Below are 13,686 nucleotides of genomic sequence, written 5' to 3'. Positions count from 1 at the left end.
CATAGCATCAAGGCGCTCCCTCCTTCGGCGTCATCCCGGCGGAAGAAGCGATCCATTGCGTTGATGTTTTGCCTGACCGTGAGGTCATGGGCCCCGGCCTGCGCCGGGGTGACGGTTGTGGTGGAATGGTTGGAAGCTAACCCGAAAGGCCACCGGGGCGCGTCAGGGCGTACCAGATCACGTAGATCCATGAGAGGACGCCGTGGACGAGGGCCCAGATGATCGACTTGTGCAGGCTCCACGAAATGGAGACGGCGATGGCCGAGCCGAGGCCGATGCCTGCCTTGGCGGCCCCTTCGGTGTGGCGGCTCACAGGTCCACTCCTGCAGCGATGGCTTCGAGCTTGCGCAGGCGTTCACGCATGTCGGCAAGTTCGATGAGGCTTCCTGCGTCACCCGTTTCCATGCGTTCGAGTTCCATGCGCTTGAGGGCGAGCCAGCCGTCCCAGCCGCGCAGGGCAGCGAGGGCGACCATGGCGAGGCCGGTGAGGCCGGAGAGAGCAAGGGCGATATCCGAGGTCATGTCGGCAACTCCTTGTTGCATTGCCTGTCGCGGTTCAACGGTCGCGAAGGGATTCAATCTCGCGCGAGAGGCGGCGGGTTTCGCCTTCGTCGGTGGCGATGCGTTCGAGCACTTCGAGCCGCTTGCGCAAGTCGGCGACTTCGCGTTCGAGGCTGGCGGTGTAGGCGGGGTCGACCGGTGGCTGATCACGGAACCCGCGTTGGGCGTTGTCGCGATTCATGCGTATCCGGGCAAAGGCGATGATCGCGACGATAGCGACCAAGGTGGCTCCAAAGCTCACTGCGGCAGTCCTCAGTTGACCTTGACGTCGCGCAGGTTCTCGATCTGAAGCGCGAGGTCGGAATTGTTCTCGGTGGCGATGCGTTCGAGCACGCGGACGCGCTGTTCGAGGCGCTCGGCCTGGGCGGCGTACTGGGCGGCCTTTTCAGCCGTCTGCTTCGAGAGCAGTTCCAGTTCGCGCTCCCGGAAGGCGAGACGGCGCTTGTAGATATCCGCACCGATCCCGAGCACGATCGGCAGGACGATGACCATGAACACCAGCGTCAGGACGACATCCTCGTTCATTGCGCCTTCTCCTGGGCCGGACGCAGCGCCTCGATCTGGCGGGACACGTCGAAGCCGCTGTCGGTGACGATGGCCTCGACATTGGCGAGCCGCTGGTGCGTCTTGTCCAGCTGGTCGCGCAGGAAGGCGTTTTCCTCGCGCAGCTTGGCGTAGGCGTCCTGGTCGGCCCGGTCGGTCTTGCCGCCCCACTCGTCTTCGAGGGCATAGCCGTGACGCGCGCGGATCCAGTTGTTGATCACCCAGCCGCCGGTGGAAATCGCGATGATGGCGAGGACGAATTCAGGACCACCCCAGTTCATTACTGCCTCCTGTCTTCGAGCGCGGCACTGTCACGACGGAGCGCCTCGATCTGGGCTGCGGTGTCGAAGCCCTTGTCGGTGACGATACGTTCGAGCACGCGGACGCGCTCTTCGAGTTCGCGGGTGTGCTGGGCGTATTGCGCGGCCTTTTCGGCGCTGAGTTCGGCGGTGGCCTTGATCTGCAGCTCGGCGATCTTGGTGCGATGCTTGGTCCAGATCGCGACGATCGGAATGCAAAGCGCAATGATTGGGATCATCACACCGAGTTCAGCTACGTTCATGGTATTCAGTCCCCTCAGGTCGGTAGTGCTCTCAGCGCAGCTTCTCGATTTCGGCCGAGAGGCGCGGGTTGGAATTGACGTAGAAGCTCTCGACATCGGCCAGGCGGCGGTCGATGTCGCGGAATTCGGCACGGATCTCGCGGGCAGTGCGGGTGGGCGACTGGCGTACGCCCTGCCAGAACTTCTGCTCCTGACGGTCCCCGTAGAGATGGCCGGGCTTCTTGTTGGCAAGGAAGCCGAGGATGAAGTAGCCCGGAATGGTGAGCCATCCCATGCCGGCGACCGTGGACAGGGCGACGCCGAGGCGGACCCAGAGCACGTCGACCCCGGTGTAATCGGCAACCCCGGCGCAGACGCCCATGAACTTGCCGTTGACCTTGTCGCGATAGAAGCGGGTGCGTGGGCTGTTCACTTCGAGGTCCTTCCCTGTTCGGCGAACATCCGGTCGAGTTCGCGCAGTTTCTGATTGTCGGTCTCGCGGTCATGCATGATCCGCGCGGGCTTGAATTCGGGATTGTCGGCAGCGACGAGGCGCTCGACGGTGTCCATGCGTTCATCGAGACGGCGAGCAAGCTGGTAGAGTTCTTCCAGCAGCGCCTCGTCGCCCGTTGTCAGCGTCGGTGCGGTCTTCCACCGGGTGATGTAGTGGAGGATCAACCAGGGCAGGCCAACGAAGATCGAAACGATCGCGATGGCCGGGATCATGTCGTCCATGGCTCAGGCTTCCTTTCCGAGCTGGCGCTTCATCGCTTCGAGTTCCTCGTCGATCTTGTCCTGCCCGGCGAGCGCGGCGATCTCGTCGGCGAGGCTGGGCTTGGTGTTGCCATCGGCGAGGCTGAGCGCGTCGGCGCGGCCTTCGGCGTAGTCTACGCGGCGTTCGAGCTGGTCGAAGCGGGCCATCGCCTCGTCCACGCGCTCGCTGGCGAGCAAGGACCGCAGGCGGACGCGGTTTTCGGCGCTTTCGAGGCGCGCGGCGATCGCGGTCTGGCGGCTGCGGGCTTCGCGCAGGCGGGTCTGCAGCTTCTCGATGTCCTGCTCGTAGGCGCGCATCGCATCGTCGAGCACGGTGATCTCGGTCTTGAGCTGGTCGGCCATATCGGCGGCCTTCTTCTTCTCGACCAGAGCGGCACGGGCAAGATCCTCGCGGTCCTTCGACAGGGCGAGCTGGGCCTTTTCCGACCAATCGGCCTGAAGGCGTTCCAGCTTGGACACGTGGCGGCCCATTTCCTTCTGATCGGCAATGGTGCGGGCAGCCGAAGCGCGGACTTCCACGAGCGTCTCTTCCATCTCCATGATGATCATCCGGATCATCTTGGCAGGATCGTCCGCCTTATCAAGCAAGTCGTTGAAATTGGCGGCAATGATGTCGCGAGTCCGCGAGAAAATACCCATCAGGTTGACTCCGGGAGTGAAGAGGGGGCGGGATTGGCCATTGCCGCCACCATTGCTGAAATTGCGAAGGCGATCCAGTTCCGCATCAAGGCGGGTGGTGCGGCCACCCTCCTGACGTTCGGAGCGGATCGGGGTGAGCTCGTCAGCCATCATGCCAGCTCACCGGTGATCGCAGCGCTCGAGGCCATGACGGTGGGGACGGCGTTCACCTGCTGGGTCAGGGCGAAGCAGCACATCACGACCATCGCACCGATGCTGGCAAGGCTGGCGCGGCCGAGCTGGGTGGAGAAGAAGCGGGCGGTGTACATTTTCGTGACCTTTCGGCGGGTTACTTGTCAGTTCGTCCCGGCTCGCTGCCGGATGTTCATGGTAGAGCAAGGGGTGTGCCAAACTGCGATTGGCGCAGAAATCCGCCAGTTCTGGCGCTTTATCTTCCTTTAATGTTGGGAATTCTTGCCGAGACTTGGGAAAATGCGCTAATCTTGCGGCATGGATCGGGAAGTTCAGTTCATCGGCCAATCAGGCGCGTTCCTCGATGCGGTCGAGCGCGCGAGCCGTGCCGCGCCGATGCGTCGCCCGGTGCTGGTGATCGGGGAGCGCGGGACCGGCAAGGAATTGATCGCCGAACGCCTCCACCGCCTGTCCTCGCGCTGGACCGAGCCGCTGGTGACGATGAACTGCGCGGCCCTGCCAGAGACGCTGATCGAGGCCGAACTGTTCGGGCACGAGGCAGGTGCCTTCACCGGCGCGACGCGGGCGCGGACCGGACGCTTCGAGGAGGCGGACAAGGGCACATTGTTCCTCGACGAACTCGGCACACTGTCGATGGGTGCGCAGGAGCGCCTGCTGCGCGCGGTTGAATATGGCGAAGTCACCCGGATCGGATCGAGCAAGCCGGTGCGGGTGGACGTGCGCATCGTTGCAGCGACGAACGAGGACCTGCCGAAGATGGCCGAGCAAGGCCGGTTCCGCCCGGACTTGCTCGACCGGCTGAGCTTCGAGGTGATCACCCTGCCCCCGCTGCGGGTGCGCGAAGGCGACATTGCGGTGCTGGCGGACTACTTCGGGCGGCGCATGGCCGCGGAACTGCACTGGGATTCCTGGCCGGGCTTTTCGGCTTCGGTGCAGAAGGCGATGGAAGACTACCTATGGCCCGGCAATGTGCGCGAGTTGCGCAACGTGGTGGAGCGCGCCGTCTATCGCTGGGACGACTGGACCAAGCCGATCGGCCACGTGCAATTCGATCCGTTCGAGAGCCCGTGGAAGCCGGTCGCGCCGACACGTCCGGAGACGGTGGAAAGCGAAGCGAGCGCGCCGGTGCGTGCGGCAGCCCCCTCAGGCGATCTCGACAGCGTGGCAGACTTGCGCGCCGCGGTGGATGCGCACGAGCGCGCGATCATCGAACACCATCTGGGCCGTAACCGCTTCAACCAGCGGCAGACGGCAAAAGCCCTCGGGTTGACCTACGACCAGTTGCGCCATTGCATGAAGAAGCATGGGCTGAGTGATAAGGGTTGAGTGACGGGGGTAAGGTTTCACTTTGCCCTGAAACCGCCTAACGCCGACGGATCATGTCCCTCACCCGCCTCACCTTGCGCGATTTTCGCAACCATGCCGCGACGCGGCTGGTGGGAATGCGTGCGTTCAATGTGCTGGTGGGGGAGAACGGCGCGGGCAAGACCAATGTGCTCGAAGCCATCAGCCTGCTTGCGCCGGGGCGGGGCCTCAGGCGGGCACAGCCGGCGGAGATGGCCGGGCGCGATGGCGGCAGCGGGTTTGCCGTGGCGGCGGAGATGGAGGACGGGGGCGTGCAGATCGGCACATCGACCGATGCTTCGGCCCCGAACCGTCGCATGGTGCGGATAAACGGGGCGGAAGGCCCGGCGGCGCGTCTGGGCGAGTGGCTTTCGATCACCTGGCTGACGCCTGCGATGGACCGACTCTTCGCCGAAAGCGCAGGGTCGCGTCGGCGGTTTCTTGACAGGCTGGTGCTGGCGCGGGAGCCCGGACATGCGCGCAATGCCACGCGCTACGAGACGGCATTGCGCGAGCGGAACCGTCTGCTGGGCGAACCTGCCGAGCCTGATCCGCTGTGGCTCGACGGGATCGAAGCGCAGATGGCTGAGACCGGCGCGGCGATGGCGGCGGCGCGGGCGGCGCTGGTGGCTGATCTCGGGCGGGAGCTGGAGACGGTGCCGGAAAAGCCCTTTGCGCGGCCTTCGCTGCGCTATGCCAGCGAAGTGCCGCTGGAGAGCGATGCTTTGCGCGTTATGCTTCGCGAAGGGCGGCGGCGGGATCGCGCTGCGGGGCGCTCACTGACCGGGCCGCATCGTGATGATCTGGCGGTGACGCTTGCAGCCAAGAATGCCCCGGCGGCGGATTGCTCGACCGGGGAGCAGAAGGCGATGCTGATTGCCATCGTGCTCGCGCATGCTGGGTTGACTTCGGGTGAGCGCCCTCGCCTGCTGCTGCTCGACGAGATCGCCGCGCACCTCGATCCGGTGCGGCGGTCGGCGCTGTTCGAACGGCTAGCGCAGAGTGGGGCGCAGGTCTGGATGACGGGGACGGAGATGGCCCCCTTTGCCGAGATTGCAGATCAAAGCGCGGTGTGGTCGGTGCGTGATGGGGTGGTCCATCCGCAATAGTTTCCTGCTCTCCCGCGCAGGCGGGGGCCTCGGTGCTGTTACGGAAGATTTGCGTAAAACGCCTGAGGCCCCCGCCTGCGCGGGCGAGCAGTGAGCTTAGGGTTTTGTCGCCGCTTTCAGCGCTTGCGCCACCTGGTCCTTCGTCGCCGCCACGATCCTGTCCACACCCTGCGCATTGGGGTGCACGTTGTCCTCCAGCATCAGCGCCTTGTTGCCTAGAACCGGGGCGAGGAAGAACGGGACGAGGCCTGCCTTGTGCTTCTTCGCAAGCTCGGGCCAGATCGGATTGAACTGCTTCTGGTAGTCCGCGCCGAGATTGGGCGCGGCGAGCATTCCGGTGAGGACGACCGGTATCTGCCGCTTGTCGAACTCGGTCAGGATCGCGTCGAGATTGGCGCGGGTTTCGGCCGGGGGCAGCCCGCGCAGCATGTCGTTGCCGCCGAGCCCGACGAGCGCGAGGGTTGGCTTTACGGGCTGGTTGTCTAGCGTGAAGGTCAGGCGCTGGAGCGCGGCAGCGGTCGTGTCGCCCGATACGCCTGCATTGACCACGCGAGCAGGCACGCCCGAAGCGTTGAGCGCGACTTCGAGGCGCGGCGGATAGCCCTCGCCGGGGTTGAGCTGGTATCCGGCGTAGAGGCTGTCACCGAAGGCAAGGATCACCGGGGCGTTGACGGGGACTGGCGCTGCCGCCGTTGCAGAAGTCGATGGTTGCGGTGCGGGTGCCTGCTCTGGTGAACATGCTGCGATCAGAAGCGTGGCGAGAACAGCGTAGCGGCGCATTGAAACTCCTCGGGCGCGCCCCCAAGTGCCGGTTGCACGCTGCAACCAATCTATGCCACGTGAGGCCCGTGACAAGCACCCCAAAACCGGTAATCGCCGCCTCGTCCCTCACCCTCTCGCTTGGCAGTGGGGAGGCGCGGGTCGAAATCCTGCGCGGGATCGACCTTTGCGTTGGTACGGGCGAGACGGTGGGACTGCTGGGGCCATCCGGCTCGGGCAAGTCGTCGCTATTGGCAATCCTTTCGGGCCTGGAGCGGGCGAGCGGTGGTTCGCTGCAGGTGGCGGGCGCAGACTTCACCGCGCTCGATGAAGACGGCCTTGCTGCAGCGCGTCGCGGACGGATCGGGATCGTGTTGCAGGCCTTCCACCTGCTGCCGACGATGACGGCGCTGGAGAACGTGGCGACGCCACTTGAGCTGGCGGGCATGGCGGATGCCATGGCGCGGGCAGAGGCCGAGCTTCTTGCGGTCGGCCTCGGGCATCGGATGCATCACTATCCGGCGCAGCTTTCGGGCGGGGAGCAGCAGCGCGTGGCGATTGCGCGTGCGCTCGCGCCAAAGCCTGCGATCCTGTTCGCTGACGAGCCGACCGGCAATCTCGATCATGCAACCGGCGAAGCGGTGGCCGACCTGCTGTTTGCGCGCGCAAAGGAGGCAGGCGCGACCTTCATCATGGTGACACACGACGAGGCGCTGGCGGCGCGGTGCGGGCGGATCGTGCGGCTGGCCGATGGCCGCATCGCCTCGGACATCAGCGCGTGAACCTTTCGTGGGGCGCCGCATGGGCGTTGGCGCGGCGTGGGCTGGACTGGCGGTTCAAGGGCCTGCGGCTGCTGCTGGTGTGCCTTGTCCTCGGGACCGCCGCCCTATCTGCCATCGGTACGCTGACAGGCGCGATCGAGCGCGAGCTGGCGACGCGTGGGCGCGAGATGCTGGGCGGGGATCTGGAATTCACGCTGGCGGCGCGGATGCCCTCGCCAGACGAACGCGCCGCGATTGCAGCGCTGGGCGAGGTTTCGGAAGGGGCGCGGTTGCAGGCAATGGCGCGAGTGCCTTCCGATGATACGCGCACGACGCCGGTCGAGTTGAAGGCGGTCGATGGCAAGTGGCCGCTTTATGGGCGATTTACGCTTGAGGGGAGCAAGGCAGCGGGGGCGCCTGAGGGCATGGCCGCGTGGATTGCGCCGGGCGTGGCGGATCGGCTGGGCGTGAAGGTCGGCGACAAACTGCGCGTGGGCGAAGCGGAACTGGTTGTTGGCGGGGTGATCGGGTCCGAACCAGATCGGCTGGCCGAGGGTTTCTCGCTCGGGCCGACGGTGATCGTCAGCAAGGCCGGGCTCGATGCCTCGAAGCTGGTGCAGCCCGGATCGATGGTGCGCACGAAGCTGCGGGTGAAGCTGCCCGCGAGTGCCGATGCGGTAGCGCTTGGCGAGCGGATCAAGGCGCAGTTCCCACTGGCGGGATACGAGGTGCGCACGCGCGAGAAGGCCTCGCCGGGGCTCGACCGGTTCGTTTCGCGCATGGGGCAGTTCCTCGTGCTGGTGGCGCTGGCGGCCTTGGCAATTGCCGGGATCGGCATCGGCAACGGGGTCAATTCCTACCTTGAAGCCCGGCGCGGGAGCATCGCCACGCTCAAGATCCTCGGCGCTTCAAGCGGAGACATTGCGCGGATCTACCTGCTGCAATTGGCTGCGGCATCGTCGCTGGCGATTCTTGGCGGACTGGTGATCGGGGTGAGCATCACGCCGCTGATCGGGAAAGCGCTGCAAGGACTGCTGCCGATCGAGGCCGGTTTCGTGCTGGACTGGAGCGCGCTGGCGATTGCGGCGGCCTACGGCGCGCTGATCGCGCTGACTTTTGCCGCGCCGCCACTGGCGCGGGCCAAGGCGTTTCCGGCGATGGCGCTCATGCGAGCGCGGGTCAGCCCATTGGAGGGTGGTTGGCAGGGCGCGGTGCTGCCCGTCGCTTTGGGCCTTGGCGGCATTGTGGCGCTGGCGGTGCTGACCGCGCCGCAGAAGCTGCTGGCCGCCGGGTTCCTTGGCGGCGCAGCAGCGCTGTTCCTGCTCCTCTCCGCGCTCGGATGGGGGTTGCAGCGGCTGGCGGCGATGCTGCCGCGGCCCAAAGGCGCGATTGCGCGGATGGCGCTGGCTAACCTGCACCGGCCGGGCGCGCAGACGTCGGCGCTGGTGGTGGCGCTGGGCTTCGGGCTTGCCGCCTTCGTGCTGCTGGCGGGGGTCCAGACCAGCCTCGACGGCAACATCGCATTGCGCGTGCCCAACAAGGCGCCGGACTACTTCGTGCTCGACCTGCCGCAGGGAAAGACAGCCGAGTTCGACCGGATCGTGCAAGCGGCAGCGCCAAATGCGGCGATTCGCAAGGTGCCAGCCTTGCGTGGCTCGATCATCGCCTATGGCCCGCAAAACGCGATGATGCGCGTGGCGGACCTGAAGGAGATACCCGAGAACGCCTGGCCACTCCGCGGGGATCGCGGGCTGACCTATTCGGACGAACTGCCCGAAGGCAACGTGCTGACCGCCGGGGACTGGTGGCCCAAGGGCTACTCTGGCGAGCCGCTGGTATCGGTGGACGATGACTTGCGCGAGGCGCTGGGCCTGAAGCTGGGCGACAGGATTGCGGTGTCGATCCTTGGCGTAGAGCGCAGCGCGACAATCGCCTCGTTCCGCCGGATCGACTGGGAGAACATGGGCTTCAACTATGTGCTGGTGTTCAGCCCCAACGCCATTGCCGATGCACCGCACAACCTTGCAGCGACGATCAGCCTGCCGGAGGGTGCGAAGACGCCGGACGTCCGCCGCGCGATCCTGGGAGGCCTTGTGAAGGCCCTGCCCTCAAGCTCGGTGATCGAGATCGGGCCGTTGCTGGGAAAGGCTCGCGAAATCCTGTCGCAGATGGGAACGGCGATCCTGGCGGCAGCAAGCGTGGCGATCCTTGCCGGGATGGCGGTGCTCGCGGGCGCGATTGCGGCGGCGCGCGAGCGCAAGACCTATGACAACGTGATCCTGCGCGTGCTGGGTGCAAGCCGGCGGCAATTGCTGGTTCTGCTGCTGGCGGAATACGGACTGCTCAGCGCGCTGCTGGCAGGCGTAGCCCTTTTGCTCGGCACTGGCGTGGCCTGGGGCGTGATCGTATTGCTGTTCGAGTTTGACTGGCTGCCCGACTGGCCGCGCATTCTTGGCGTGCTGGGCGGCGGCGTGGCGCTGGTGATGGTGCTGGCGGTGGCAGGCTCGGTCGGGCTGCTGCGGACCCGACCGGCACAGGTGCTGCGCGAGCTTTAGGCGAAAAGGTCGACCTCGCGCCTGTCCTTGGGATCGGGACCGTAGCGATTGGGACCAATGGTACCGTCGCGGCACATGTAGGCGATGTAGACGCCCTTGAAGAAAATGCCGACCACCGGCAGCGCCGACGCGATGGTGTTGCCGAGATACCACCAGCCGCTGCGTTCGATATCGTGCAAGCGACGGATCGAAACTGCGAGCGACGGGACCAGCGAACCAACAAAAAAGGCCCCGAACACACCGATCACCACATCAACCAGAGGATTGATGAAGAGCTGGTCTCCCCGGATCGACTCCTTCTGGATCAGGAGGGCCGCAACGTCCACTCCGGCCAGCCAGACCAGCACAGTCGCGCCGATAAATGCGAACGCGAACAGCGCTGTAAACCACCAGTACTCTGCCCGCTGTGAACGGCCGGAGAACCGGGCGTAACGGCGATATGGCAGCAGAGCCCAGTCCAGCGGACTGCGCCGGGTGGGCCAATCCATCATCCCTCCTGTCATCAGCCGAACACGTCCGATGGATCGTCAGGCCGCGTCGGATCGGCACCGTACTTGTTGGTGCCATCGGTGCCCTTGATGCACATCATCACGAGCAGACCGAGCGACGACAGGATGTTGACGAAGGGCACGAAGCCAAGCACCGCGAACAGGACATAGAGCCAGCCCGACAGATTGAGATCGTGGAACCGCCGGATGGTGACCGCGATCATCGCCGGGAAGGTCACGATCGCCCAGAGATAGAGCGGGATGAACAGCAGCAGCATGATCGCGACGCCGCCACCGAGCAGGCCTGCCTGCAGGTTTTCCGGAGCGAAGGCGCTTGCACCGAAGACCATTGCGAAAAGGGTAATGTACGCTGCGACGATGATGAAGTTCAGCAAAGTGAACATCCAGAACTCGCGCCGTGACGAGCGTCCGGCAATGGCGCCATAAAGGCGCCTGTACGGCATCAGCATCCATTCCATGGTCATTCCCCCGTCTGACTTCGCCCTCGACCGGCAAAGGACAAGCAGACGACCACGGATTTGCGTCTGGCGCAAGTATCGGTGGTCACAATCGGTGTCAGTTGCCCACGACCATGAACGGAGCCCAAAGCGCCGGATTGCGTGCCTCCTCCGGCTTGCCTTGCTTCATCACCTTGAGGATAGCGCGGCGCAGGGCTTCGTCAGCAGTGGCTCCCTTGGCCGACGCATCGAGCAGTTCGACCGACAGGCGCGCGGCGACGTCGTCTCGCACTGGCCAGTGGCTGGCGACAACCCGACGGGCTCCGGCAAAAAGGAAGGCACGCGCAAGACCGGTGTAGCCTGCAGCGCTCGGCTGGTCGCCTGCAGCGGTGTCGCAGGCCGAGAGGATCACCCAGTCCGCATCCAGCCGCAGGCGTGCCGCTTCAGACGCCGTTAGCAGGCCGTCGTTGTCTTCGCTTTCTTCCGCTGGCGGGGTGAGCACCAGTGCAGGTTCGCTGCGCGCATCGAAGGCGCCTGAAACAAGGCCGTGCGTGGCGAAGAGCAGGACGCCAGCGTTCGAGTAATCCAGCGCGCGAACGGCAGGTTCGGTGGCGTTCTGTCCGGTCAGCAGGATCGACCGCGCAGGCTTGCGGACATGGGCGGCCACAGCCGCAATCTCGCGTTCGGCACCGGGAAGCGACACAAGCCGGCTGACACGTGCGGAGCGGGTTTCGCCGCCTGCAAAGATGTCGGCCCCGGCCGTGATCGCCTGTGTTCCGCCAAGCGCCGGTGCGCCGATTGCGATCACGTCGCGGCGCGCATCTGCCCGCTTCGGCGATTGTCCGAGCGTGGCGAGCGAAGGCAGGACCGAGATGGCATGGTCTTCGACCAGCCATCGCGTGTCGCTCAGCGACTTGCCCTGACGGCTGGCAAGAAGCGTCAGCGGCAGGGCGGACAGGATGTCGCCGGTCACCACGCGCAGGCGCTGCTTTTCCGGTACGAGGGCACGGACTTCCGGCGTGAAAATGACCTGGTAGATTTCATGCGCTGCGGCAGTGTCGAAGGGAACGAGTGCGCCGTTTTCGGTTCCCGCGCGGATGCGGCGGACGAGGCCGCGCAAGGCCTCGCGCCGGATCGGCGCGTGGCCAATGGCGATGCGGTCATGGGTAAGTGCCATGGTATAAAGGCCGAGATCGCTTTCCTCGACCACCAGCAGCGTTTCATCTCGGCCAAGGCGCGCCTGCGTTTCAGCAAGTGTGACCGGGCGGGGACGGAGCAGCGAGCGGAAGCCCGGAGACCGGGCGTCAAGCTCTGCATCAAGTGCGGCAAGCGCAGCGCGAGCGTGGGCAACGGCCTTTTCAAGAGGGGCGCGCTCGGCCCCCTGCTCCAGGCCAGCCGCGCGCAATAGGGCGGCATCAGCATCGGCGAGTTTTCCGGCAGCTTCCTGCCGTCGGCGCAGAAGCAGGCCGAGTTCCGTATTCCCCGCCTGTTCACGCGCAGTCACGGCAACCGCGGCGCGGCTGGCATCGGTCTCGACCAAAACCTGGAGCACTTCGAAGGCGAAGTCGTTGTCACCAGCCAGAATGGCAGTTTCGAGTGCATGACTGAAGGCCTCGATATTGTCGATCGCGCCGACGACGCGGTTTTGCGAGACTTCGAGACTGTTGTTGACCGCGATTGAAGTGCGGAAGGCATCGCGGACTTCGGCCAGCCCCTCTGCCGCCCGTCCACGGCGCGCCTTGATCCAGCCGAGCGAAATGCGGCTGTTGAGCGCCTGGAAATGGGTTGGGGGACGAAGACGCTTGAGGGTCGACGCGGCGTCTTGCGCCATTGCTTCCGCTTCCTCCAGCCGCCCTGCGTGTGTATAGGATTGCGCCAACTTGAAGTTATTGAGAGCAACGGCGAGTTCATGCTGTCTTGGCATCTTTGCCAGCATGGCGATGCCGGTTTCGCGCATCTTCATCCCGAGCGCACGGTCTCCGGCGCGGTCCGCAGCGGTGCCTCCATTGATATAGGCTCCTGCTGTTGACGGTATCGCACCAGCCACCGCGAACTGCTCCGCAGACTTCTGAAAGAAGGGGAGCGCATCTGCAGGACGGTCAGACATCAACAGTGCGACGCCAAGCGCAGACAGAGCGTCGGCACGTTCGCCGATAATCGTGGACTTCAGCTTTTCCCCCACGTCGACCGACTGGCGCAGCCAGGGAATCGCCTCGTTGATCCGCCCCTGCATCAGCAATTCGGTGCCGAGCAGATTGGGCAGCTTTGCCCGATAGGGCTGACGGGGCTTGAGCGTCTCGATTTCCGAAACCAGCTTGCGAAGAAGAGGCTCCGACAGAGCCGCCTGGCGAGAGTAAACGAGCGCAATGGCATACTGAAACGCCGAATCTATGCGCTCATCGTCTCCCACTGGCCTCAGCTTGTTCATTACCTCCCAGCCATGCCGGGTGCGTTGTATCCCTTCGTCAAATTGGCTCTCGCTGACCAGAAGGCGACCGAGCATCGTGTCCGCCAAGGCGATTTCAGCGCTATCTTCGTTATGCACCTTGGACAGAAGCGCTCTCGCTTCCCGCACAAGTTCGATAGCCTGCCCGTATTCCTGCAACTGGGACTTGTTGTTTGCATCAGCGATCAGGATGTCTGCAGTAACCGACGGCTCGGACTTCGTATCGAGAGATCTCGCACGCACTACGGCATCGTTAGCCTCGGCCAACCGGTCGAGCTTGGCCAGTATCGTCGCCCTTTGGGCATAGAGGCGCGCGCGCGCTGCGCGCTCCTTTGTCGTTTCGATCAGCCGATCGCACTCGCGAAGAGCCGCCTCCGGCTCATTGGCCACGTCCATGGAGGGCACGGTTTGCGGCAAGGCCGGGACGGCTCCAATCGAGCAAACCAGCGCTGCCAGCAGCGCCGCCCAAATCATTCTTGCCATCCCCTGCCCCCGGCTCATCCAAATCGGAGGAAA

At 64.9% G+C, this 13,686-nt stretch carries 18 protein-coding genes; 4 read left to right on the top strand and 14 right to left on the bottom strand.

Annotated features, from left to right (window positions below; translation table 11 throughout):
- Positions 1 to 136: 136 nt before the first annotated feature.
- The 10 genes from ACZ1JW_RS11825 to ACZ1JW_RS11780 are packed head-to-tail and all read right to left on the bottom strand — an operon-like array spanning position 137 to position 3,366.
- Positions 137 to 313, bottom strand: coding sequence for a hypothetical protein (locus ACZ1JW_RS11825; RefSeq protein ID WP_465123360.1), 177 nt, complete (start codon positions 311 to 313; stop codon positions 137 to 139).
- Entirely contained in the window at positions 310 to 522 is a 213-nt protein-coding gene (locus ACZ1JW_RS11820) for a hypothetical protein (RefSeq protein ID WP_465123361.1), read from the bottom strand. The genes ACZ1JW_RS11825 and ACZ1JW_RS11820 overlap by 4 nt, the downstream gene beginning before the upstream one ends.
- 34 nt (positions 523 to 556) lie before the next feature.
- Positions 557 to 802: a hypothetical protein gene (locus ACZ1JW_RS11815; RefSeq protein ID WP_465140685.1), complete on the bottom strand. Its 246-nt coding sequence runs from the start codon at positions 800 to 802 to the stop codon at positions 557 to 559.
- A gap of 11 nt (positions 803 to 813) precedes the next feature.
- Positions 814 to 1,086 carry a hypothetical protein gene (locus tag ACZ1JW_RS11810; protein WP_465123363.1) on the bottom strand — a complete coding sequence of 91 codons (273 nt, stop codon included), beginning with the start codon at positions 1,084 to 1,086 and terminating at the stop codon, positions 814 to 816.
- Complete coding sequence (locus tag ACZ1JW_RS11805) at positions 1,083 to 1,385, bottom strand: hypothetical protein (protein ID WP_465123364.1); 303 nt, start codon at positions 1,383 to 1,385, stop codon at positions 1,083 to 1,085. The genes ACZ1JW_RS11810 and ACZ1JW_RS11805 overlap by 4 nt, the downstream gene beginning before the upstream one ends.
- Positions 1,385 to 1,666: a hypothetical protein gene (locus ACZ1JW_RS11800; protein WP_465123365.1), complete on the bottom strand. Its 282-nt coding sequence runs from the start codon at positions 1,664 to 1,666 to the stop codon at positions 1,385 to 1,387. The genes ACZ1JW_RS11805 and ACZ1JW_RS11800 overlap by 1 nt, the downstream gene beginning before the upstream one ends.
- 31 nt (positions 1,667 to 1,697) lie before the next feature.
- Positions 1,698 to 2,078: an envelope stress response membrane protein PspC gene (gene pspC / locus ACZ1JW_RS11795; RefSeq protein ID WP_465123366.1), complete on the bottom strand. Its 381-nt coding sequence runs from the start codon at positions 2,076 to 2,078 to the stop codon at positions 1,698 to 1,700.
- Positions 2,075 to 2,371, bottom strand: coding sequence for an envelope stress response membrane protein PspB (pspB, locus tag ACZ1JW_RS11790; protein ID WP_465126390.1), 297 nt, complete (start codon positions 2,369 to 2,371; stop codon positions 2,075 to 2,077). Before pspB ends, pspC begins: the two co-directional genes overlap by 4 nt.
- A gap of 12 nt (positions 2,372 to 2,383) precedes the next feature.
- On the bottom strand, positions 2,384 to 3,208 hold the full coding sequence (gene pspA, locus ACZ1JW_RS11785) for a phage shock protein PspA (RefSeq protein ID WP_465142772.1): 825 nt from the start codon (positions 3,206 to 3,208) through the stop codon (positions 2,384 to 2,386).
- Positions 3,208 to 3,366 (bottom strand): hypothetical protein, encoded by a 159-nt coding sequence (locus ACZ1JW_RS11780; protein WP_465123367.1) that lies wholly within the window; start codon positions 3,364 to 3,366, stop codon positions 3,208 to 3,210. The genes pspA and ACZ1JW_RS11780 overlap by 1 nt, the downstream gene beginning before the upstream one ends.
- A 181-nt stretch (positions 3,367 to 3,547) precedes the next feature.
- Here ACZ1JW_RS11780 and pspF point away from each other — a divergent pair, with 181 nt between their 5' ends.
- Entirely contained in the window at positions 3,548 to 4,576 is a 1,029-nt protein-coding gene (pspF, locus tag ACZ1JW_RS11775; protein WP_465140684.1) for a phage shock protein operon transcriptional activator, read from the top strand.
- Positions 4,577 to 4,629: 53 nt separating this feature from the next.
- A complete protein-coding gene (gene recF, locus ACZ1JW_RS11770; protein ID WP_465140683.1) occupies positions 4,630 to 5,703 on the top strand; it encodes a DNA replication/repair protein RecF in 1,074 nt (357 codons plus the stop codon).
- 96 nt (positions 5,704 to 5,799) lie between these two features.
- On the opposite strand, the gene ACZ1JW_RS11765 is transcribed toward recF, so the two are convergent.
- Entirely contained in the window at positions 5,800 to 6,483 is a 684-nt protein-coding gene (locus tag ACZ1JW_RS11765) for an arylesterase (RefSeq protein ID WP_465123370.1), read from the bottom strand.
- A gap of 68 nt (positions 6,484 to 6,551) precedes the next feature.
- Between ACZ1JW_RS11765 and ACZ1JW_RS11760 the strand changes: the two genes are divergently transcribed.
- Both ACZ1JW_RS11760 and ACZ1JW_RS11755 read left to right on the top strand, forming a co-directional pair.
- Positions 6,552 to 7,244 carry an ABC transporter ATP-binding protein gene (locus tag ACZ1JW_RS11760; protein ID WP_465140682.1) on the top strand — a complete coding sequence of 231 codons (693 nt, stop codon included), beginning with the start codon at positions 6,552 to 6,554 and terminating at the stop codon, positions 7,242 to 7,244.
- A complete protein-coding gene (locus tag ACZ1JW_RS11755; protein ID WP_465140681.1) occupies positions 7,241 to 9,778 on the top strand; it encodes an ABC transporter permease in 2,538 nt (845 codons plus the stop codon). The genes ACZ1JW_RS11760 and ACZ1JW_RS11755 overlap by 4 nt, the downstream gene beginning before the upstream one ends.
- Here ACZ1JW_RS11755 and ACZ1JW_RS11750 read toward each other — a convergent pair.
- The 3 genes from ACZ1JW_RS11750 to ACZ1JW_RS11740 form a co-directional block, all read right to left on the bottom strand.
- On the bottom strand, positions 9,775 to 10,269 hold the full coding sequence (locus tag ACZ1JW_RS11750; protein ID WP_465140680.1) for a DUF805 domain-containing protein: 495 nt from the start codon (positions 10,267 to 10,269) through the stop codon (positions 9,775 to 9,777). The two genes, ACZ1JW_RS11755 and ACZ1JW_RS11750, sit on opposite strands and share 4 nt — an antisense overlap.
- Before the next feature lie 11 nt (positions 10,270 to 10,280).
- Positions 10,281 to 10,751 (bottom strand): DUF805 domain-containing protein, encoded by a 471-nt coding sequence (locus ACZ1JW_RS11745; RefSeq protein ID WP_465140679.1) that lies wholly within the window; start codon positions 10,749 to 10,751, stop codon positions 10,281 to 10,283.
- 91 nt (positions 10,752 to 10,842) lie between these two features.
- Positions 10,843 to 13,653 carry a CHAT domain-containing tetratricopeptide repeat protein gene (locus tag ACZ1JW_RS11740; RefSeq protein WP_465140678.1) on the bottom strand — a complete coding sequence of 937 codons (2,811 nt, stop codon included), beginning with the start codon at positions 13,651 to 13,653 and terminating at the stop codon, positions 10,843 to 10,845.
- Positions 13,654 to 13,686: the final 33 nt, after the last annotated feature.

The organism is Novosphingobium sp. BL-A-28-Hi1-0D, from assembly GCF_055521755.1.
Note: the sequence above shows the minus strand (reverse complement) of the source record. Positions and strands in the feature narration are given on the sequence as shown.